Genomic DNA, 20,649 nt, shown 5'->3' with positions numbered 1-20,649 from the left:
TTAGAACGCTTAATTATAATGACTAATGATTATTTAACCACTTATTCAGAAACAATCACGCCTTCATTCGTTGTCTCTTCATTTACTGCTTTCACAGCGACAGCGGCTTTAACTGCTGCTTCTTGAGTTTTTGGCTTTGTTACGACAGGAACCACTGCCACCTCTTCCGTACTTTTCGCCTTCACTTCATCGGCAATAATCGCCGTTTTTTCAGACTCAACAACAGGAAGCTCCACCTTCTCTTCGGCCACTTTTTCAGTCGCTTGTTCTTTCTCTTTAAACGATGCAATCACATCATTCAGATTTTTAATTAAATTATCGTTACGCTCTAATTGCTGCGTTAGAACTAACACTTGTTTTTGCACACCAGAACGGTCTTCAGTTTGGTTCTCAATGGTAAGCGCTTGACTTTTAATTTGTGCATTGAGTTCTTGTATTTTTTTCTCTAACACAACGGTATTATTTGCTTCGTGCATTTGCTGCACCGAATCTAAAATAGACGTTGTTTGAGTTCTTAATGGTTGATCACGGTAATCGTTCCCGTTAATCGCCTGAGATATTGATAATAATTTATTTTCAAACTCTAATACTGGCTGTTCAAATTGACCATTTTTAACCGCCTGCAGTAATTTTACTGCAGCCGCCATATTTTTAAGATGATCTAATTGAAAAACAGTACGATTTACAGCACTGCTAATTAGCGCTTCATCGCGGTTATTCGCTTGAACTGCTTTCTGAGTTTTGTCTAATTCGGCTTTCGCTTGGCCGTAACTAATAGCCGCGATGGTTTTAAACCCTTTTTGAGAGAGTTGATTAAATTCTTTTTCAAGAGGATAAACATAAATCTTTAACGTTGTATCTATTTCAATCGCTTTTGCATTCGTTAAAAAAGAAGCTTGCTCAGTTTGAGCCTCTGCAATATCGTCTTCAATCACCGTAATAAATAACGTTTTATATTGCGAATTTAGAGATGCAAACTCAGCAGGATAATAAGTATTTACATCAATAGATGTCATGTAATCCATTTGTGATATCGCGTCTGAAAGAACAACATCGGCTTGCTCTTTATACCTTTTAAGCTTACTAAGCTCTGCATCTGCTTTCGTTATATATTCGCTGTATTTAGTGGCATAAGATCCAGAAGAAAACATCGAATATTCTTCATTAATTAATCCTGGTTCTTTTTCTACCTCTAAATAAATCTCTTTAGCATCATTCCATGATTCGGTCATTATGTTGTAAGTTGGCTCAGAGTAGAGTCTAAACTGCTCAACAGAATCAAACGTTGCTTTGTCTAAAGTGTATTGTTTTTGTAATACATCAAATGTTGATACTGATGATACGGCTCTGTTTTTTTCTACAGCTACCGAAGTCTCCGTATTATTCGTACTTTGACAACCAACCACACTAGACAATGCCGTAGCAATTATTGCCATCTTAAAATATTGTTTCATTCTGAACCTATTTTTATTATATGAATAGACAAAGTGCGTGTGCACTTTTTTCGAATCCTACTACATAACAACAATTAAATCAGTATTTACAATGAGTTCACGATTAATTATAACGACTGCATTATAGGTATAAAAAAAGCCGCTCAAATAAGAGCGGCTTTAACATTATCTTTTTTATCGATGATTAAACTAAAATCAATCACCAGCAAACATGTACCCTTCGCCATGAACAGTAACAAATATTTGAGGATTTTTTGGATCCACTTCCATTTTGGCACGCATTCGCCTGATCAAAACATCAATCATTCTGTCATTTGGCGCATCAACACGGTGGCTAATCATATTTAAAATACGTTCACGTGATAATACCGTGTTCGGATAAGACGACAAAGCAACTAATAGCTCATATTCGGCTTTCGTTAACTTAACTGGCTCACCATTGTTCGATAAAGCACGACGTTGAATATCAAACGTCCATTCCCCAAAACGAATTAAATTTGATTCATCTAATTCTACGGGTTCATTTGCTAATGACATACGCCAAAATAGATTTTTAACTCGGACTAAAAGCTCACGTAACTCCACAGGTTTTGTTACGTAATCATCCGCACCCATCTCTAAACCTACGATGCGGTCAATACTATCAGTTCGTCCTGTAACTAAAATAATACCAATATTAGACTGGCTGCGTAATTCACGCGCCAATAATAAACCATCCTCTCCTGGTAGGTTTATATCAAGCATAATTAAATCAACTTTTTGTTCAGCCAAAACAGTTCGCATTTCTGCGCCCGTTTCAGCCTCGCTCACTTGATATCCCTCGGCTTCAAAATAGCCTACAAGCTTAGAGCGAGTTACCACTTCGTCTTCAACAACTAAAATGTGATAGCTCATAATTTTCTCTTTTTTTTATGGTTATTAGGATGGTTCTTATTACATTCTATTCATATATTGTAATAATGCCAATTCTCAATTGATATTTCTGTATATTATTTGATTCAGAACAAATCTTGTCGCGTATTAATCTTTGCTAATATCTTTATACACCCTGTTAATGATAGGTGCTATTCCTTTTCACACTTATGCCGTACAATTATTTAGTCAATTTTTTGGAGCTTATTTTACATGAACGAACTAAATGCATTTAATGAACAACGTGCTGAAATTTATTGGTGGTTATCTAGCCTATTTGCACACGAGCTAACTAAAGAGCAATTAGAGCAGTATAACAGTTTTGAGATTCGTACCTTTTTAACGAACCTTTCTGAAACTCCAGAGCTAACCGACTCTATTTCTTCAATTGTAACAAAATTGAATGAATTACAAACACGCGAAGATGCACAGCTTGAACTATCGGCTGACTTCTGTGAAGCGTTCTTAGGCTCTGATAAGAACAGTGCGCTTCCTTATGCTTCAATGTATTTAGATAAATCACGCCTTCTTAATGCGAAACCAGCACAAGATATGCGTGATTTATTAGAAAAATACAACATCACTCAAAAAGCTGAATTCAATGAACCTGCGGATCACATTGCTATTGAGTTAGATTTCTTAGGCAATCTAATTGTCATGACGAATCAGCAAACAACGGAACCAGAATTCGAGCAATTCATGGCCGCACAACTGCAATTTATTAACGAACAGTTATTATCTTGGGCGCCACGTTTTAACCAACTTTGTTCTGAACGAGATACATTTGGCTTCTATGCTGCCGTTACTCACTTCCTTGTTACGTTCTTAGAATTGGATGTAAAATTCCTAGCGGGCGAATAACAAAAGCATGTACAACTGGTAAGATAAGTTAACAATAGTGTGATATATGTCAAAACGACTATTAAAATTTATTAAATCAGCAATTGTTTGCGCTACGCTTTATAGATAAAATGTGACCGCAAACGATAAAATTTGAATATCAATGAAAACCGCATTTATCGCGGTTTTTTTCATTTATACCACTTAGATTATTCTCTAATCTACTATTGGTAATATACTCACAGGGCCTATTTACCTTCCAACAATCTTTATTAAAAAATAAAGAGAGACTTTGACACTATTGTTGGAACATAAATAGCCCCTTAATAAATTAAGGCTTTTAATATGGCTACCATTAAAGACGTTGCGAAACTTGCTTCTGTTTCGACAACCACCGTTTCTCATGTAATTAACAAAACTCGATTTGTTGCAGAAGCAACTCAAAAAAGAGTATGGGAAGCCGTTGAAGAACTAAACTATGCACCGAGTGCCGTTGCTCGTAGTTTAAAGTGCAACACAACTCGAACTATCGGCATGCTAGTTACCCAGTCCTTTAATCCATTTTTTGCCGAAATGATGCACGGTGTTGAGAACTACTGTTACAAGCAAGGTTACACATTGTTTATGTGTAATACCGAAGGTGATCTAGACAAACAAAAGCACTACCTTCGTATGCTGGCAGAAAAACGTGTCGATGGCTTATTAGTTATGTGTTCTGATCTAAATGAACAGTTATTAGCACAACTTGAAAAAAACACAGAATTACCAATGGTAATCATGGACTGGGGCCCAGATAGTCCTCATACCGACAAAATTATTGATAATTCTGAAGAAGGTGGTTATTTAGCAACAAAACACCTGATTGAAAATGGACACACAAAAATTGGCTGTGTTACCGGTCAGCTTGATAAAGCAACCTGTAAAGAACGAATTCATGGTTTCTACAGAGCCTTATCTGAAGCAAATTTAACGTCAAATCCAGATTGGATATTTGAAGGTGATTTTGAATGTTCTTCTGCCTCTAAATCTGTTGAAAAAATGCTACAGATGGAAGATAAACCAACTGCATTATTTTGTTTTAACGACATTATGGCATTAGCGGCTATCAGCAAAATTCAACAAACTGGCTTACGCGTACCTGAAGATATCTCAATCATTGGTTACGATAACATTGAACTTTCTGCATATTTCTCTCCACCATTGACGACGATTCACCAACCTAAACGTCGCGTTGGTAAGACCGCCGTTGAAATATTGTTGGAACGAATTAAAGATAAGCACCATGAAAGACGCATTTTTGAAATGCATCCAGAAGTGGTTACTCGGAAAAGTGTCCATAAGTTGTAACAATGAGTGATGTATTAATCATAAATATGCAAGTGAAAAAATATTTATTTATTTAAAACTTGAACTGGCATAACAGAAAATCACTCCTATTTTCTGAACCAATGTCACATAACTTGCAAGTGGACAACATTTCATCTTATTGATTACTATATCATCTTAACTGTCACGAACAGGGCAAACTGTGCGAAAGCTCAGGACGCAAAGCTTCCGGCCTACGTATTTATATAAGGTAGCAGGGTTGCCGATGGCAAGTATTTATATCTGCACATTGTTAATTTTTACTTAGAAATAACAATGTGTGGTTTTGAACTTGCTACTATTTCCTCGGGCTCAGTTGTTTAGTGACATAGACTTACTAACCGAGAATTATTGCAATGGATAAACCAATACTAAAAGATTCACTTCGATTACTTTCCTCTCTAGGAAAAATCACTTCACGCTCCATGTTTGGCGGCTTTGGTGTTTTTATTGATGACACAATGTTTGCACTTGTTGTTCAGGACAGACTGCATTTGCGAGCAAGCGATAACACTATTAATTTATTTAAAGACCAAGGTTTTGAACCTTACGTTTATAAAAAACGTGGTTTCCCCGTGGTAACTAAATATTTTGCTATTTCACCTGAATGTTGGGATGAACCTGATTCAATCCTAATTCAAGCTGTTGTTGCTTTAGATGTTGCTAAAAAAGACAAAGAAAAACAAAAAACAGCAGGTCCCTCTCGAATTAAGGATTTACCCAATCTAAGATTAGCGACAGAGAGAATGCTGAAAAAAGCAGGAATAACGACCGTAAAAGAATTAATGGACACGGGATCTGTAAACGCTTATAAAGCGATTCAACAGACTCATTCAAGTTCTGTTAGTGACGAACTACTGTGGTCGCTTGAAGGAGCGATTAAAGGTACTCACTGGTCTGTTATCTCTACTGATATTAGAAATGAATTAAGAAAACAACTTTAAATACATTTTCCTACATTTATTTTACATTCGCCCTACTCTTATGTTGTCTTTACCTGTATAAATTAAAGACAACATAAGGCTAGGAAATGAATTATGAATAAAAAATTACTCTTATTAATCACTCTTCTTACAGCCTTTGCTGTTATCTTTTTTAACTTTGGTCATCTATTTACTCTAGAGCAGGCTAAGGCATACCATCAAGCCCTTCAAAGTGACATCCAAGAAAACCTTTTCTTTTATAGCGCCCTTTATTTCTTTGGTTACATTACCGTCACGGCATTATCAATACCAGGCGCCGCAGTAGTCACATTACTTGGCGCGGCCTTATTTGGTTTTTGGTGGAGCTTATTGTTGGTTTCTTTTGCCAGTTCCATTGGTGCTACTATTGCCTTCCTAAGCAGCCGTTATTTATTAAGAGAATGGGTTGATCGTAAATTTGGGGACAAATTAATTTCCATCAATCAAGGTATTGAAAAAGATGGCGCTTTTTACTTACTGACTCTTCGTTTAATTCCTATATTTCCATTCTTTCTTATTAATTTAGTCATGGGATTAACAAAACTAACCGCCGCTCGGTTTTACTTATTTAGTCAATTAGGCATGCTGCCCGGAACCATGGTATTTTTAAATGCCGGAACTCAATTAGCTGAAATAACCTCACTATCAGGGTTAATATCACCAAATATACTCGGCTCTCTTGCTCTTCTTGGTTTATTTCCAATCGTTGCAAAATTTATTATTAGTTATGTTCGGAAAAAACGCACCTCTTAAAATAACGAATAAGAGATAGACATTATTCTGTCTCTTATCCCTTCTCTCACTGATTACCTGCAGGATTCATTTTACGTTCATGTTTAATAATTTATACTGCCTGTAGTTTAATTTTTAGAGTGCGTATTTATGTTTACTCGTCAGCCATTAGCTATACTTATATTTAGCCTCTCAATGTGTTTATCGCCATTGAGCTTTGCTCAAGATCATGCAATTCCCGCAGTTCAAGATATTATCCTCCCTCTCAATACAACCATTGAGTTTGATGAAGACCGTGATGAAATTATCATGGCTGTAGAACAAGGCCTTATTAAGCCCTTCTCAGCTCTTTATCAGACAGTAAACCAAGACCTTTATGGCAGAATCATAAAAGTTGAGTTAGAAGAAGACGATGATGAATGGACTTATGAGCTAAAACTTATCTACGAAAATCAGATCATAAAAGTTGAATACAACGCGTCTTCTCTTCAAATGCTAGAGCTTAAAGGCCGTCATCTACAAAAGGTTATAAAATAATAATATGAAAATTTTAGTTGTTGAAGATGACCAACGCTTAGGTCAACAAATTATTGACGCTCTCGAAGCAAACAACTGGACACCAGAGCTTTCTCAAGATGGCATTGATGCATTATACCGTGCAACGTCAGAATCTTGGGATGCCATTGTTCTCGATCTAGGTTTACCTAAATTGGATGGATTGACGGTACTTAAAGGCTTAAGAGATGAATCAGTCAATATTCCTGTCATTATTTTAAGTGCTCGTGATACGTTAACTCAACGCATTGATGGCCTTAATGCAGGGGCTGACGATTATTTAACGAAACCCTTTGAATTACCAGAGTTAATCGCCCGCTTACGCGTTCAACTTCGTCGCGCTTCAGGCAGTGCCTCTTCGGTATTAAAAATCGGTAATTTAAGCTTAGATACGTGTTCTTCTAAAATTGTTTGGTATGGTGAAACTATCGAATTAACCGCATTAGAATATAAAGTCGTTGCTTACTTTATGCACAACAAAGAAAAAGTCATTTCTCGAACAGAGTTAGTCGAACATATCTACAAACAAGATTTTGATCGCGATTCAAATACTATTGAAGTGTTTATTGGGCGAATTCGAAGAAAGTTATCGCCTTCCGTAATAAAAACAGTGCGTGGACTTGGGTACCAACTTAATGCCGAATAACAAAAGTAATTTCAAGCATTTAAGTTTAAAAAATCGCTTATTGTTAACGACTACCTTATGGTTAAGCCTGATGCTTGTCAGTGCTGGATTATTGATCCCTTATTTAATAAATGACTACTTAACCACAGATATAAAAAAGACACTCAGTCATTCAATGGATGAAATCATTGCGAATTTAGAAGTCGACAATAACGGAAAATTAGTTCAGTCCGGTCAATTATCTGATCCTCGATTTAAGCGTCCCTACAGTGGACTCTATTGGTATGCCGAAAGTAAAAAGCAAACCTTACGATCTCGCTCTTTATGGGACAGTTCCTTACAAGAAAAAAAACACCATTACCTTGGGCCTAATAATGAAGAACTGATCACGATTAAAAAATCGATTTCTTTGTTTGATGTAAAAGGCCCGGTCTCCATCATTGTTGGTATTGATAAAGCCCCACTATCTTCAACCATTGAGCAGGTAATGCAACGAATATGGCTATTATTAAGCCTCTTATTTATTGGCGTATTTACCTTAATCAGTTTTCAGGTTAAATGGTCTTTAAAGCCTTTATCTAAGCTGCAAACCGAGTTGCAAAAACTTCGTGATGGAGAACAAAACGCTTTAAAGCAATATTACCCTAACGAGATCCAACCACTCGTGACTGATCTCAATGCACTCGTCTTCCACTATCAAGAATTATTAGATCGTGCTCGTCATCATGCAGGAAATCTTTCTCATGCTTTAAAAACACCACTGTCCATTCTAAAAAATGAAACAGAAACACTGCCAGAAGAAAAAAAGAAACACTTTGAGCCCGCGTTATATGACTTACAACATCATATTGATTACCACTTAAATCAAGCACGTATGGCTGGCTCAAAACACATTTTATCAGCCAATAGCTCTCCCTCTAAGCGTATAGATAGCATGTCTATTGCCTTTGATAAACTGTACAGCCAACACTCTATTCTCGTTATTAACGAAATAGACTACGATCTTTTAGTCAATATTGAACAAACGGATTTAGATGAAATTTTAGGAAACCTACTTGAAAACGGGTACAAATGGGCGACATCGATTATCCGTATCACGGCTAATATTGTGGACGATTTTGTTGAAATAAATATTGAAGATGATGGTCTTGGTATTCCCGAAAATAAATTCAAAGAAGTACTTAAAAGGGGCATACGATTAGATGAATCGGTAAAAGGGACAGGACTCGGTCTTAATATCGTACAAGAAGTCATTCATAGTTATCGCGGAAAACTCAACATTTCGAGATCACATTTAGGCGGTGCTAAAATTACGGTTTACCTTCCATTATTTAAACAAAATTAATATATCGAGTATCAACCCATTACCAAAATTAAAACTCTGGTCTGTATTTTGCTTTACAAAAGTATAATGTCAATTTATCTAATACGTTACTAACAAATAACACTATTAAATTTAATGGGCATCAGATACTCTTGCATTTACATCAAACAGAACAACAGACGATTAATTTTTGGCAGTCCAATGAAAAAAATACCATCAGTAAAAAATGGCTATACTTCCCGATAATTAGCATGGTTATTTCTATGTTTATTGGGCTTTTCGTTTTTAATTCAACACTTTCGGATTGGCTAGAAAAGAAAGTTGAAGGGGGATTATCAAATGAAATCACAAGAACCATCAAAGACATTAATGAAGACCAAATCTCTTTTGATGATCCTGTTCAGCTCGATATCTATTTCAAAACACAAGTTGAAGTAGCAAAAGAAGACCACATTACTCTAATAAAAGAAGACGGTACTCCAATTGCGGATAGCGATATTTCTTTAGCCTCTGTGTTAGCACTTGAAAACCATTTAAATCGACAAGAAATTATTGATGCCAAAGATGGTTCGTACGGCACAACGACTCGTTTTAGTACCTCTCGCTTTAAAAATTTACTCTATTCAGCAAAATCATTTGAATACCAAGGACAAACTTACATTCTTCGAGCGGCAACACCATTAACTCGAATAGATGCCATGGTTGAAGAGTTAATGAATATTCTCATTGTTTTGATGGGAATTAACATTGTATTGGTTATTGGCTCTTCTTTGTTAAGTAACAAACTGATTCATCAACAAGTTAAGAATGAGCAAGACCAACAAGAAGAACGCATCGAACAAAGCACGCAAGAAATTGAATTGCTTCATCGCCTTGCCAACATGCTTGCTGCTTGTAATTCAATTACTGAAGCTCAAATGGTGGTTGAAGATATTCTTCCTCGTATTTTAGGCGACGTAAATGGCGTTGTTTCTCTCATCCGCTCATCACGCAATCAATTATTAGTTAAATTGGATTGGGGTGGCTCATGGTCAGGAAGTAAAACCTATGCTCCTGAAGAGTGCTGGGCATTACGAAAAGGCAAATTCCACCTAGCTAATGATAAATACACCACACTTCCTTGTTCACATATGGCCGCCACCGGTACTGATCAAACCCTATGTATCCCATTGATTGCTCATGGTAATACAATAGGAATGATGCATATTTATCTTGGTCCAAATAAAGACATTGAAGAAAAAACTCAAAAACTGGCATTTACAGTCGCAGAACATTTGGGTCTTGCACTTGCTAATCTCAACTTACAAGAAAAGCTTCGTGAACAAGCAATCAGTGACCCATTAACAGGGCTATATAATCGCCGTTATTATGAAGAAACCATTAATCAAGAATTGATGCGATCTAATCGACACAAACAAGAAATGTCGTTATTAATGCTCGATTTAGACCATTTTAAACGATTTAATGATAATTACGGGCATGACGCTGGTGATTACGTGCTGAAAACCATTGGTTCCTTACTGCTTAGTACCATGCGTGGAGAAGATACAATTTGTCGTCTTGGTGGCGAAGAACTCGCGATTATCTTACCCAATACCAGTGCTGAAGCGGCAACCAAGGTGGCTAACAGCCTATGTCAATCGGTCAGTGATTTACATCTAGCCATCAAAGATTTATCTCTTGGCAAGTTAAGCGTCTCTATTGGTATCTCAACTTACCCTGCGAATGGCCTGCAAGCCGATGACTTAACTAAATTGGCTGATATTGCTCTTTATGAAGCAAAAGGAAGAGGGCGAGATCAATCTTGCCATTATGATGATTTAACCCAAAACGCAGAAAGCATCATTGAAAATACAGATAAAAATACGTGTAACAATGAAAATGTGACCGCGATAAAACAGTAAGTGGACACAATAAAAGAGGTTGATAATTCGGCCTCTTTCATTTCTATTACACCTTAAATATTGGCGACATCCCAAGCACTTGAGAGTTAAGTAACAGCAATCCAAAAATCATTAAGACAATCCCCCACTTAGCTGCAACAGTGAATGAATCCGAGTTACGCGTGGTGCACTTTCACTCGCTACTTTTAAATAACGCTGCACAACTTTCTTTCCTGTAATCGTCATCACAGCGATCGTTGATGTTGTCAGTGCAGTGCCTATCGCCATAACAAAAGCACTTATCACCCCAAGCCAATAAATATTAATCATATTAGCAAAAAGTAAGACCATTATAGCCCCAGTACAAGGCCGCATGCCGATGCTAATAATAATACCGACGTATTCTCTCATAGAAGAAGCACGGTTCATTTCGTCTGCAGTAGCAAAATGTTTATGACCGCATGAACAAGAAGAGACCGCGGTATTATTTATATTTTCATTGTTCAATAAAGAAGACGACCTGATCCTCACTGCCCCTTTTATTTTAAATCCCCCTTCTTTTTGGTTGTTCAAAGAACGCCATAATTGCTTTAATGATCGAATCACAATTAAGCCACCAAGAATCAACACAATATAAAAACTCAATCTAATGAATTGGTCTGCTTGCGCATTGACTTCATGCATTGACGCTTTAAATAAAACCAGAAGCACAGAGACTAAAGTAACCGCGACAAGCGCCTGCACCATTGAGGATAACAAGGTTAAAAGTAAACTGGTGTTCACCTTGGTTGGATGAGTGACCAGATAAGTCGTTACGATCATCTTTCCATGTCCAGGACCTAATGAATGAAACATCCCATATAAAAAACTTAAGCCAATTAACATCAACCCCGAAGCTACATTATCTGCCTTTGCTTCATAAAGAAGATCACTTAATTCAGCATAAATATCTCGCTGCATATGAATACTGGTTATCACCAAAGAAGGCCACTCCTGCCATAAAACATCCAGAGCAATAATACTTACCGTAATAAAAACTAAGATATTGATAACCGGTTTCATTGCCTGTTTGAACATTTTTGAACTTATCATTTTATTCACTCACTTCACCTTTTTGATTCATATCTGCTTTGCAATGAACAACCGCACGTTGTGTAAACAGTTGCCCCAATGCATTATCAGGGGCGGCATCTTGAGGCAATGACATCGCGTAAGCCATCTGTTTTGCGGTTGGATGAGGGGTTATGATTTCAACCCGACATTGTTGAGATAATGCTTTCGAAAGCGTAATTGATGTCTCATTTTTCCATGCCATATCAACATAAAAACTGGGCTCAAAAACCCTTAAGTTAAGCGACGATGATGTGATTTTTTGAGGTTTATCCAAGCGTAAATCAAAAGAAAGCGTTAGTTTCCCTTTCTTTTGAGTTAATCGCCCATGCTGATGCAGTGTAAATTTTATCGGTGTTTTATTCTCATCAAAATAGGTGTAATAATGTGAACCTGAAACATTATTTATCATTGAATCAGCCAATTTTCTCATCGTTTCCACTCTATTCTCAGAAGATAAATCCTCCCCATCAAGAGCATATGCAGATGTCATTGCATCAAACGTCCAATTCATTGCTAAACCAGTAATTGTATTTTCGGTACCTTCAATTGTTGTTGTCATATCAACCCAAGAATGAGGATGAGCAAACACAATACAAGGAAAAAACGCCGCCGCTATCAAGATCGTTTTTGCCCACTTAGGCATTTTATTACTTTCATTTTTTTCTGATTCTTTTACTTTACTCTCTCGGTTATCCATTAAATCTAATACCTCGTATTACCCTCTCTTATTACGTTTAATATAAATGAAGGCTTGCATTAATGTTATGTTATAACATAACATAACATAACATAACATCAAAAGCAACAGAACACTTATTCACTCATGGCCTTAAAATGAAAAAAAGAGTTCCAAAATTACAAAATAAATCGTGGTTATTTTCCAGTGCTATTCAACGATTAACCATCGTTATATTCATAATATCAATATGTTACTTTGTCTTAATTTCGTTGCTGTAGAGAGAAAATAATGATTAAAATTGACTCTTTAACGGTCTATTACAATGATAATCTCGCACTTGATTCTGTTTCTGTCGATATTCAGCCACAAGATTTCATCGCTATTATTGGTCCAAACGGCGCAGGTAAATCGACGTTATTAAAATCGATTATGCGCCAAATAAAGCCAGTTTCTGGCTCTATTAGTCACCCAAAAGAACACAAAAAAATAATGGCTTATCTACCGCAATCACATCAAATAGAACGTAACTTCCCAATTTCAGTAGAAGAATTTATTTCAGCGGGTGCTTGGTTACGAACCAGTTTCTGGCGTCATTTTTCTCACAAAGAACATACTCGCCTGCATGAGGTACTTAGGACAGTAAAGCTAATAGGAATGGAGAAACGACAAATAAGTGAATTATCTGGAGGACAATTTCAGCGCATGTTATTTGCAAGAATGCTAATGCAAGATGCGTCAATATTACTGCTTGATGAACCCTTTACCGCCATTGATAGCCAAACCGTTTTTGACTTAATGCAGGTTCTTCGTGACTGCCAGAAACAAGGTAAAACCATCATTGCAGTCGTTCATGATCTTTCTCTTGTTCAGCACTATTTTGATAAATCCATATTAATGGCCACTGCATTAATTAAAGCAGGTACCACAAGTGATGTTCTTCAACCCACTTGGCTCTCTAAGGCGGGCTATCAACATGGTTGTGGGGTAATCGAATAATGACGTCATATCACTTTTTAATTGACCCTTTTATCGAGTTTTCGTTTATGCAACGCGCATTATGGGGCTGTGTTGTTCTTAGTTTAAGCGCTACGCCTATCGGGGTATTTCTTACATTAAGAAAAATGAGCCTAACCGGAGATGCAATGTCTCACGCTATTCTTCCTGGAGCCGCTATCGGTTTTCTTATTTCAGGTGTATCGGTTATTGCTATGACGATTGGGGGGGTAGTTGCAGGATGTATTGTTGCCGGATTATCAGGTCTAGTCGCTCGCCATACGAAAATTGGAGAAGACTCCAGCATGGCAGCCTTTTATCTAATGTCACTCGCGTTAGGCGTTATTATTATTTCGTCTAAAGGCAGTAATTTAGATCTACTCCACGTTCTTTTTGGTTCGACACTTGCTCTTAATAACGATGCGCTGATTTTAATCACGATCATTGCTAGCGTCACATTGTGTATTCTTGCGATTCTCTATCGCCCTATCGTCCTTGAATGTGTTGATCCCGCTTTTTTTAAAACCATAAGTCGTTTGAGTAGTGTTGCTCATTTCAGTTTTTTATTTTTACTGGTCTTAAATCTTGTTGCCGGATTTCACGCATTAGGAACCTTAATGGCGGTAGGGCTGATGGTATTGCCGGCCACTATTGCTCAATTTTGGTCCAAACAATTACGATCAATGTTAATCATTGCTTTCATTATTGCCGCATTAAGTTGTTACCTCGGCTTAATTCTTTCTTATTACTTCAGTTTTGCCACCAGTCCCGCCATCGTTCTCGTTATGGGAGTATTTTATTTGCTCTCTTTATTCTTCGGTTCACAAAGCGGCTTTATTTCTAATCACGTACTCAAATTACAAACAGGGAAAAAACATGTCTAATACATTGTTCACAATACCAGTATTAGCCCTCACTCTAGGGCTTAGCCACTCAGCCATCGCGTCAGAGCAAATGCCAGTGATCACTAGCTTTTCTATTTTAGGCGATATCGTATCTCAAATAGGAGGAGACCATATTGCGATAACTAATCTAGTCAAAGCCAATGGGGATGCCCATGTTTATCAACCAACCCCTATTGATGCAAAAGAAATTTCACAGGCGAAATTAGTCATTATGAATGGCTTGGGATTTGAAGGTTGGATGCCTCGTTTAATCGAATCCTCCAATTTTAAAGGAATCGAAATCATTGCATCAAATGGAATAACGCCGTTAACAAGGGAGGAGGAAGATCATCATCATGAAACTGATCATCAACATGGAAACTACGACCCACATGCATGGAACAGTGTTAAAAATGTGAAAATTTACGTTAAAAATATAGAAGCGGGATTAATCAAAGCGGACCCTAAAAACAGCAATGATTATAAGAGAAATGCAGATAATTATTTACAAAAACTGGATAAGCTAGAGATCACCATTCATCAAGAATTGGATCAAATACCACAATCCAAAAGAACCATAATCACACCGCATGATGCATTTGGTTATTTTTCTCGCGATTACAATGTCACGTTCTATGCACCTCAAGGAACAAGTACCGAATCGGAAGCCAGCGCTGCGGATGTTGCAACCATAATTCGACAAATAAGAAAGGACGATATCCAAGCCGTCTTTATCGAAAATATTACTGATAACAGAATGATCGAACAAATAAGTAACGAAACACACGCTCACATTGGTGGAAAGCTGTATTCAGATGCACTTTCAGGCCCCGATGAGCCCGCAACAAGCTATATAAAACTAATGCAGCACAATGTAAATACCATTACTCAAGCCCTAAAATAACCATTAATCGATTATGTAACTAAAGGCCCTCAAAAAGCCTTTAGTTACATAAAGAACACTAATAAATAAGATTAAAGCCATTTAATCTGGCGTTTCTTCTTCATCGACTTGAAGCATGAAATCCGTAACCCAACCGATCAAAAGAATCATCACCCACGACACCATTATCGAATTGGGTACTTCAAATTGCGGTGAAATAATTAATGTTGCAAAACCTAGCACTGGCAATACCCAAGAAAGCATTGATAACCAACTGTGGTATTTTGAACGCCCTACACTTTGTAAACAAACAATCAATCCAGTGATCGATAATGCGACAAGTGCAGCATGCTGCAAACCACCAATCCATAAAGGAATAACAAGGACTATCGGCCACCATGCGTTCTTATTCACCGGTTTCCAACTTCTCGCGGCAACCCAAACTAAAATTACACTAATAATTTGAGTCAACGTCGCCCACGCACTTCCTAGTAATTTTCCTTCATACTGCAACGCCATGATCCCCGCTTCCATAGCAATAACCACTGACGCAACAAAAACAATCAAGTGAATACTTTTACGATGAGAAAAGATAACGATAAGAAGCGGAAACAAAGTCCAAACAGAAATAGACAAGGGAAAAGGTTGGTAACTTAACGTTAAACCAAATAAAGACAAACCCGCAATTAAAATCCAAGTCGCGACTCCTCCTTGTGGCAACAACCATAAAATAGGGATCGCTAAGGCTAATAATGGTAAATCGCCACCACTGACCCCAAAAGCCAATACACCAACAACAACAAGAACCAAACTTAACAAAATATTCAATACAAACAAAAACATCGCTTCCCCTCCATGGTTTAGCTTAAGGGTGTTACCCTTGTTATCGTTTTAGTTTAGCGGCAATATAGGGTTTTATCACTGATTCACCTCACTTTAATTAAAAGGTTGTTACGTCAATGAATGACTTTGTTCAAAGTATTTACACGAACCTTCTTCATGTCCCAAAAGGACAAGTGATAACCTATGGGCAACTTGCCAAACTTGCAGGGTACCCAAACCATTCAAGACAGGTAGGTAAATTACTCGCAAAACTGCCTAACGATACAAAACTGGCTTGGTATCGAGTGATCAATTCACAAGGAAAAATATCATTGACTGGAGAACGTTTTTTCGTACAAAAAGAGAAATTAGAAGAGGAAGGGATTAGCATTAAAGACGATGGAAGAATTGAACATTTTAAGAAAGTAATAATGCGCTAATCTAAAGCACATTATTACTTCATATCACTTATAATAACGACTTACTGACGTACACCTTTTAGCAATAGGTCTTGAGTCATTGTTTTTTCTTGGTCAGTAATCACCGCATAATTGGTATCCGTTGTAAAACGTAATTTACCATCAACCATAATCGTTGCTCGTACTGAATAACGGTGATTCGCTTTAATATCTGCTGTTTTGAAATCCAGAGCGTAATTAAATGGCGATGATTTGTCAGCCGCTTTAAATGTTTGCTCAGAAATCGTTTTCGATGGTGCATCAGCTAAAGATACATCCGCCAAAGTTACGGTAATAACAGCCGTTGGTGGCAATGCAATACGCTCACGATAGCCAACTGAACCCGTTACAGTCTGCGTAACTACCGCTTGAGGTTCTTCTACCTGAGTGGTATCAACTTGAACAGCCACTTCAGAAGCAACAGGCGCTTTCGCTGTTTTTTCTGTTGAATTACAACCAACCATAACAACACTCGTAACCACTGATAAAGCAATTAATAATGACTTTTTCATTGTTTTACTCTCTTTTAATTATAAATATGTGTCGATGTTCTGACGTACAACTCCATCCGACTAACAACAAATATAAACCCAATAATCGACGCTGTCTTCCTCCTTACTTCATCTTTGACAAAACGCTGACTCAGTATAAGATTTCATAACACAACCTTGATATAGATCTTCCTCCTATTAACACCCTATTTAACTTATTGAACTCAAACTGAATCTATTTCACAATAGAGCGATAACGTTAGAATTTAAAAGGCATTCTTGATGAACAAACCACTTAATGAATTATTAACCCTGTTGCAATTAGAGCAACTCGAACAAGGGCTATTTAGAGGACAAAGCGAGAACCTAGGCTTACCTCAAGTATATGGTGGTCAAGTCGTTGGACAGGCTTTATCGGCCGCTCGCTATACCGTTGATAACGCCAGAACAGTGCATTCTTTTCACAGCTATTTCCTTTATCCTGGCGATCCTGAAAAAGCCATCATCTACGATGTAGAAAACCTACGAGATGGCAGAAGTTTCAGCACTCGTCGAGTGAAAGCCATTCAAAATGGTCGCCCTATTTTCTATTTAACGGCGTCTTATCATGGTGATGAACCTGGATTTGAGCATCAATCAAAAATGCCAGAAATTGCGGGCCCTGAAAACTTCGCCTCTGAAACTCAACTTGCAGAAGCAATTAAGCACGTACTTCCACCTCAAATACAAAAAATATTCTGCAGCGAAAAACCGATCGAAGTTCGCCCAGTAAATATCATTAATCCATTAGCCCCTAAAAAAGCAGCGCCAACACAACATTTATGGATCAAAGCCAATGGTGATTTACCTGATATCCAGTTGATCCATCAATATATATTGGCTTATGCGTCTGATTGGGGATTCTTAACGACGGCACTTCACCCGCACGAAGTCAGCTTGCTCACTCCCAATTTTCAAGTGGCAACCATTGATCATTCAATGTGGTTCCACCGCCCATTCAAAATGGATGAATGGTTGCTTTACTCAATTGAAAGCACCAACGCCAGCGGTTCTCGTGGCTTAGTTCGTGGCGAGATATTCAACCAAAAAGGCGAACTTGTGGCATCTGCAATGCAAGAAGGCTTAATGAGAATGAAAAACAAATAAGTACTTAATCTGTTTAAAAACGCGTAAGGCGCATCAATTGCTCTTGCGCATTTTTGATCTCACTTTTATTACAGAGGTAATTCCGTTGTGTATTTCAATGGTTCCATAGCGAAGGTACTGGTCACATTGGATATACCATCTACACTATTAACCAATTTCTTATAGAAGCTATCGAAAGCTTTCATGTCTTCAGCTAAAACTTTCATCATATAATCATATTCACCAGCCATACGATAAAACTCCATGACCTCGGGAAAGTCAGACACCGTATCAACAAATTTTGAATACCATTCATGCGAATGATTTGATGTTTTTATTAATACAAACGCATTAAAACTCAGTCCCAATTTCTCAGGATTTAACAAGGCCACTTTTTTCTCAATAACCCCATCCTCTTCTAAGCGCTTTAATCGCTTCCAACAAGGGGTTGTCGTTAAGTTTACCGCCTCAGCAAGTTCACTCAGAGAAATCGTACTGTCTTTTTGTAGTAAAGAAAGTAAGGTAATATCCACTTTATCCAGTTCATGCTTTCCCATTCATTCCCACCTGTAGAATTTATTTCTCTTTAACTGCTAATATACAGTAAATATAGCAAAGTTTTTCTCAAGTAACAGAGGTAAATTATTCACATCGCCCATATTTAAGGAAAAGAATTATGTGTACAGATCATAACTGGATTAATAACGCTATTCGTAAAATTGAAGCGGACTACCAACGCTCTGCAGATACCCATCTCATTAAGCTTGATTTGCCAATGCTTAATGGTATTTATGTTTACCTAAAGGATGAAAGTACGCATCCAACAGGGTCACTTAAGCATCGCTTAGCCCGATCTCTTTTCCTTTATGCCATCTCAAATGGATGGATTGGCCCTAACACCCCGATTATTGAATCCTCATCAGGCAGTACTGCGGTATCTGAAGCCTATTTCGCACGTCTTTTAGGTCTTCCTTTTATTGCTGTCGTGCCTCGCTGTACCGCGAGTAAAAAAATAGAAATGATTCAGTTCTATGGCGGTAAAACGCATTTTGTCGAACGTTCTGATGAAATTTATGCAGAATCTCGCCGTTTAGCGCAAGAGTTAGATGGTCATTATATGGATCAATTTACTTACGCAGAGCGAGCAACGGATTGGCGTGGCAACAATAACATCGCTGACAGTATATTCAGTCAAATGAAATTAGAAGATCACCCTGAACCAACATGGATCGTAATGAATCCAGGGACTGGCGGAACGTCAGCAACCATTGGTCGCTTCATTCGATATCAAAAATACCACACGAAATTGTGTGTGGTTGATCCTGAAAATTCGGTATTCCATGATTTCTATAAAACAGGCAATAAAGACCTAACATTAGAATGTGGAAGTAAAATTGAAGGAATTGGGCGTCCGCGAGTGGAACCTAGCTTTATTCCGGGCGTCATTGATGAAATGCGCACCATTCCTGACGCAGCAAGTGTTGCAACAGCACGTTGGCTAGAAGGCATTCTAGGCAGAAAAGCAGGGGCTTCAACAGGAACCAATTTACATGGCGCATTACAATTGGCTTGTGAAATGGAGCAACGTGGTGAAAAAGGATCTATTGTGACTTTATTGTGTGACAGTGGTGACCGTTATTTGGATACATACTATAACGATGAATGGGTAGCTAAACATATTGGCGACCTAACACCTCATCTCTCTCAGTTAAAAAACTTCGAACGCACAGGTCAGCTGTAACCCTACGAGTAAACCCCATAATCAAAGCCATCATTAACGTGATGGCTTTTTTATCTATTCTTCCTTACTATGCTCACTAATTACAAAACTTGGAGTTAATGACCTATGTCTACAGCTATTGTTGTTTTTAGTGGCGGTCAAGATTCGACCACTTGTTTAATTCAAGCACTTACCCATTATGATCATGTTCATTGTATTACTTTTGATTATGGCCAACGTCATAATCAAGAAATTGAAGTAGCTAAATCTGTCGCTTTAGACTTAGGGGCAACCTCTCACAAAGTCATGGATGTGGGTTTATTAAATGAATTGGCCGTCAGTTCGTTAACTCGCGATAACATACCGGTTTCTCATGAACTGCAAGAGAATGGTTTACCGAATTCATTTGTTCCTGGTCGTAATATTTTATTTTTAACTCTTGCTGGTATTTATGCATACCAATTAGGTGCAGAAAGCGTTATCACGGGCGTATGTGAAACTGACTTTTCTGGTTACCCTGATTGTCGAGATGAATTTGTAAAATCGATTAATCAATCTCTTGTATTAGGAATGGATCGTAAACTAAAAATCGATACTCCTTTAATGTGGCTAAATAAAGCGGAAACGTGGGCATTAGCCGATAAGTACGGCAAGTTAGATTATGTTCGTAATCAAACATTAACGTGCTATAACGGCGTTATTGGTGATGGCTGTGGTGATTGCCCATCATGTGACTTACGCAAAAATGGTTTAGACGACTATTTAGCAAATAAAGAATCAGTAATGGCTGACTTAGAGTCAAAAATTTAATACTGATGTTTGCTTTATT

General features: G+C 37.6%; 22 protein-coding genes and 1 riboswitch. Of the genes, 15 read left to right on the top strand and 7 right to left on the bottom strand.

Annotation, left to right across the window (positions count from 1 at the left end; genetic code table 11):
- Positions 1 to 41: 41 nt before the first annotated feature.
- Positions 42 to 1,454, bottom strand: a complete 1,413-nt coding sequence (locus VSAL_RS10455) for a hypothetical protein (RefSeq protein WP_012550546.1) — start codon at positions 1,452 to 1,454, stop codon at positions 42 to 44.
- Positions 1,455 to 1,649: 195 nt separating this feature from the next.
- A complete protein-coding gene (torR, locus tag VSAL_RS10450; protein ID WP_012550545.1) occupies positions 1,650 to 2,348 on the bottom strand; it encodes a two-component system response regulator TorR in 699 nt (232 codons plus the stop codon).
- A gap of 231 nt (positions 2,349 to 2,579) precedes the next feature.
- On the opposite strand from torR, the gene torD reads away from it, so the two are divergent.
- The 8 genes from torD to VSAL_RS10410 all read left to right on the top strand — a co-directional run bounded on the left by torD (position 2,580) and on the right by VSAL_RS10410 (position 10,673).
- Positions 2,580 to 3,227, top strand: coding sequence for a molecular chaperone TorD (torD, locus tag VSAL_RS10445; protein ID WP_012550544.1), 648 nt, complete (start codon positions 2,580 to 2,582; stop codon positions 3,225 to 3,227).
- A gap of 324 nt (positions 3,228 to 3,551) precedes the next feature.
- On the top strand, positions 3,552 to 4,553 hold the full coding sequence (purR, locus tag VSAL_RS10440; RefSeq protein ID WP_012550543.1) for an HTH-type transcriptional repressor PurR: 1,002 nt from the start codon (positions 3,552 to 3,554) through the stop codon (positions 4,551 to 4,553).
- Between the two features lie 163 nt (positions 4,554 to 4,716).
- Positions 4,717 to 4,799, top strand: a riboswitch (cyclic di-GMP riboswitch).
- Positions 4,800 to 4,927: 128 nt separating this feature from the next.
- Positions 4,928 to 5,515 (top strand): TfoX/Sxy family DNA transformation protein, encoded by a 588-nt coding sequence (locus VSAL_RS10435; RefSeq protein ID WP_012550542.1) that lies wholly within the window; start codon positions 4,928 to 4,930, stop codon positions 5,513 to 5,515.
- Between the two features lie 93 nt (positions 5,516 to 5,608).
- Positions 5,609 to 6,286, top strand: coding sequence for a TVP38/TMEM64 family protein (locus VSAL_RS10430; RefSeq protein ID WP_012550541.1), 678 nt, complete (start codon positions 5,609 to 5,611; stop codon positions 6,284 to 6,286).
- Positions 6,287 to 6,415: 129 nt separating this feature from the next.
- On the top strand, positions 6,416 to 6,802 hold the full coding sequence (locus VSAL_RS10425; RefSeq protein WP_012550540.1) for a PepSY domain-containing protein: 387 nt from the start codon (positions 6,416 to 6,418) through the stop codon (positions 6,800 to 6,802).
- A 4-nt stretch (positions 6,803 to 6,806) separates the two neighbouring features.
- Complete coding sequence (locus VSAL_RS10420) at positions 6,807 to 7,466, top strand: response regulator transcription factor (RefSeq protein WP_012550539.1); 660 nt, start codon at positions 6,807 to 6,809, stop codon at positions 7,464 to 7,466.
- The gene (locus VSAL_RS10415) at positions 7,456 to 8,790 is read left to right on the top strand and encodes an ATP-binding protein (protein ID WP_012550538.1); all 1,335 of its coding nucleotides are present in this window, start codon (positions 7,456 to 7,458) and stop codon (positions 8,788 to 8,790) included. Before VSAL_RS10420 ends, VSAL_RS10415 begins: the two co-directional genes overlap by 11 nt.
- A 242-nt stretch (positions 8,791 to 9,032) precedes the next feature.
- Entirely contained in the window at positions 9,033 to 10,673 is a 1,641-nt protein-coding gene (locus tag VSAL_RS10410) for a bifunctional diguanylate cyclase/phosphodiesterase (RefSeq protein ID WP_197535563.1), read from the top strand.
- A 111-nt stretch (positions 10,674 to 10,784) separates the two neighbouring features.
- On the opposite strand, the gene VSAL_RS10405 is transcribed toward VSAL_RS10410, so the two are convergent.
- Positions 10,785 to 11,744: a nickel/cobalt transporter gene (locus VSAL_RS10405; protein ID WP_012550536.1), complete on the bottom strand. Its 960-nt coding sequence runs from the start codon at positions 11,742 to 11,744 to the stop codon at positions 10,785 to 10,787.
- 1 nt (position 11,745) lies between these two features.
- A complete protein-coding gene (locus tag VSAL_RS10400; protein WP_083799295.1) occupies positions 11,746 to 12,462 on the bottom strand; it encodes a DUF1007 family protein in 717 nt (238 codons plus the stop codon).
- Between the two features lie 270 nt (positions 12,463 to 12,732).
- On the opposite strand from VSAL_RS10400, the gene VSAL_RS10395 reads away from it, so the two are divergent.
- Genes VSAL_RS10395 through VSAL_RS10385 form a run of 3 tightly spaced genes read left to right on the top strand, consistent with a single transcriptional unit; the run spans position 12,733 to position 15,225 of the window.
- Entirely contained in the window at positions 12,733 to 13,440 is a 708-nt protein-coding gene (locus VSAL_RS10395) for a metal ABC transporter ATP-binding protein (RefSeq protein ID WP_012550534.1), read from the top strand.
- A gap of 47 nt (positions 13,441 to 13,487) precedes the next feature.
- Positions 13,488 to 14,321 carry a metal ABC transporter permease gene (locus VSAL_RS10390; RefSeq protein ID WP_231850833.1) on the top strand — a complete coding sequence of 278 codons (834 nt, stop codon included), beginning with the start codon at positions 13,488 to 13,490 and terminating at the stop codon, positions 14,319 to 14,321.
- On the top strand, positions 14,314 to 15,225 hold the full coding sequence (locus tag VSAL_RS10385; RefSeq protein ID WP_012550532.1) for a metal ABC transporter substrate-binding protein: 912 nt from the start codon (positions 14,314 to 14,316) through the stop codon (positions 15,223 to 15,225). The genes VSAL_RS10390 and VSAL_RS10385 overlap by 8 nt, the downstream gene beginning before the upstream one ends.
- An 81-nt stretch (positions 15,226 to 15,306) precedes the next feature.
- On the opposite strand, the gene VSAL_RS10380 is transcribed toward VSAL_RS10385, so the two are convergent.
- A complete protein-coding gene (locus VSAL_RS10380) occupies positions 15,307 to 16,047 on the bottom strand; it encodes a VP0952 family biofilm-associated protein (RefSeq protein WP_012550531.1) in 741 nt (246 codons plus the stop codon).
- Positions 16,048 to 16,163: 116 nt separating this feature from the next.
- On the opposite strand from VSAL_RS10380, the gene VSAL_RS10375 reads away from it, so the two are divergent.
- Positions 16,164 to 16,466, top strand: coding sequence for an MGMT family protein (locus tag VSAL_RS10375; RefSeq protein ID WP_012550530.1), 303 nt, complete (start codon positions 16,164 to 16,166; stop codon positions 16,464 to 16,466).
- 41 nt (positions 16,467 to 16,507) lie between these two features.
- On the opposite strand, the gene VSAL_RS10370 is transcribed toward VSAL_RS10375, so the two are convergent.
- A complete protein-coding gene (locus tag VSAL_RS10370) occupies positions 16,508 to 16,996 on the bottom strand; it encodes a YbaY family lipoprotein (RefSeq protein ID WP_012550529.1) in 489 nt (162 codons plus the stop codon).
- A gap of 261 nt (positions 16,997 to 17,257) precedes the next feature.
- On the opposite strand from VSAL_RS10370, the gene tesB reads away from it, so the two are divergent.
- Positions 17,258 to 18,121, top strand: a complete 864-nt coding sequence (tesB, locus tag VSAL_RS10365; protein ID WP_012550528.1) for an acyl-CoA thioesterase II — start codon at positions 17,258 to 17,260, stop codon at positions 18,119 to 18,121.
- A gap of 68 nt (positions 18,122 to 18,189) precedes the next feature.
- Here tesB and VSAL_RS10360 read toward each other — a convergent pair whose 3' ends face one another.
- On the bottom strand, positions 18,190 to 18,657 hold the full coding sequence (locus VSAL_RS10360; protein ID WP_012550527.1) for an Lrp/AsnC family transcriptional regulator: 468 nt from the start codon (positions 18,655 to 18,657) through the stop codon (positions 18,190 to 18,192).
- 119 nt (positions 18,658 to 18,776) lie between these two features.
- On the opposite strand from VSAL_RS10360, the gene VSAL_RS10355 reads away from it, so the two are divergent.
- A complete protein-coding gene (locus tag VSAL_RS10355; RefSeq protein ID WP_012550526.1) occupies positions 18,777 to 19,841 on the top strand; it encodes a PLP-dependent cysteine synthase family protein in 1,065 nt (354 codons plus the stop codon).
- 105 nt (positions 19,842 to 19,946) lie between these two features.
- Positions 19,947 to 20,630, top strand: a complete 684-nt coding sequence (queC, locus tag VSAL_RS10350) for a 7-cyano-7-deazaguanine synthase QueC (protein ID WP_012550525.1) — start codon at positions 19,947 to 19,949, stop codon at positions 20,628 to 20,630.
- The last annotated feature ends 19 nt before the right edge of the window (positions 20,631 to 20,649 follow it).

The organism is Aliivibrio salmonicida LFI1238, assembly GCF_000196495.1.
Lineage (GTDB): Bacteria > Pseudomonadota > Gammaproteobacteria > Enterobacterales > Vibrionaceae > Aliivibrio > Aliivibrio salmonicida.
Note: the sequence above shows the minus strand (reverse complement) of the source record. Positions and strands in the feature narration are given on the sequence as shown.

Bases quoted from the DNA above. Each gene is read 5' to 3' on its own strand.
- VSAL_RS10455 (WP_012550546.1), bottom strand. From the start codon at position 1,454: ATGAAACAATATTTTAAGATGGCAATAATTGCTACGGCATTGTCTAGT.
- torR (WP_012550545.1), bottom strand. From the start codon at position 2,348: ATGAGCTATCACATTTTAGTTGTTGAAGACGAAGTGGTAACTCGCTCT.
- torD (WP_012550544.1), top strand. From the start codon at position 2,580: ATGAACGAACTAAATGCATTTAATGAACAACGTGCTGAAATTTATTGG.
- purR (WP_012550543.1), top strand. From the start codon at position 3,552: ATGGCTACCATTAAAGACGTTGCGAAACTTGCTTCTGTTTCGACAACC.
- VSAL_RS10435 (WP_012550542.1), top strand. From the start codon at position 4,928: ATGGATAAACCAATACTAAAAGATTCACTTCGATTACTTTCCTCTCTA.
- VSAL_RS10430 (WP_012550541.1), top strand. From the start codon at position 5,609: ATGAATAAAAAATTACTCTTATTAATCACTCTTCTTACAGCCTTTGCT.
- VSAL_RS10425 (WP_012550540.1), top strand. From the start codon at position 6,416: ATGTTTACTCGTCAGCCATTAGCTATACTTATATTTAGCCTCTCAATG.
- VSAL_RS10420 (WP_012550539.1), top strand. From the start codon at position 6,807: ATGAAAATTTTAGTTGTTGAAGATGACCAACGCTTAGGTCAACAAATT.
- VSAL_RS10415 (WP_012550538.1), top strand. From the start codon at position 7,456: ATGCCGAATAACAAAAGTAATTTCAAGCATTTAAGTTTAAAAAATCGC.
- VSAL_RS10410 (WP_197535563.1), top strand. From the start codon at position 9,033: ATGTTTATTGGGCTTTTCGTTTTTAATTCAACACTTTCGGATTGGCTA.
- VSAL_RS10405 (WP_012550536.1), bottom strand. From the start codon at position 11,744: ATGATAAGTTCAAAAATGTTCAAACAGGCAATGAAACCGGTTATCAAT.
- VSAL_RS10400 (WP_083799295.1), bottom strand. From the start codon at position 12,462: ATGGATAACCGAGAGAGTAAAGTAAAAGAATCAGAAAAAAATGAAAGT.
- VSAL_RS10395 (WP_012550534.1), top strand. From the start codon at position 12,733: ATGATTAAAATTGACTCTTTAACGGTCTATTACAATGATAATCTCGCA.
- VSAL_RS10390 (WP_231850833.1), top strand. From the start codon at position 13,488: ATGCAACGCGCATTATGGGGCTGTGTTGTTCTTAGTTTAAGCGCTACG.
- VSAL_RS10385 (WP_012550532.1), top strand. From the start codon at position 14,314: ATGTCTAATACATTGTTCACAATACCAGTATTAGCCCTCACTCTAGGG.
- VSAL_RS10380 (WP_012550531.1), bottom strand. From the start codon at position 16,047: ATGTTTTTGTTTGTATTGAATATTTTGTTAAGTTTGGTTCTTGTTGTT.
- VSAL_RS10375 (WP_012550530.1), top strand. From the start codon at position 16,164: ATGAATGACTTTGTTCAAAGTATTTACACGAACCTTCTTCATGTCCCA.
- VSAL_RS10370 (WP_012550529.1), bottom strand. From the start codon at position 16,996: ATGAAAAAGTCATTATTAATTGCTTTATCAGTGGTTACGAGTGTTGTT.
- tesB (WP_012550528.1), top strand. From the start codon at position 17,258: ATGAACAAACCACTTAATGAATTATTAACCCTGTTGCAATTAGAGCAA.
- VSAL_RS10360 (WP_012550527.1), bottom strand. From the start codon at position 18,657: ATGGGAAAGCATGAACTGGATAAAGTGGATATTACCTTACTTTCTTTA.
- VSAL_RS10355 (WP_012550526.1), top strand. From the start codon at position 18,777: ATGTGTACAGATCATAACTGGATTAATAACGCTATTCGTAAAATTGAA.
- queC (WP_012550525.1), top strand. From the start codon at position 19,947: ATGTCTACAGCTATTGTTGTTTTTAGTGGCGGTCAAGATTCGACCACT.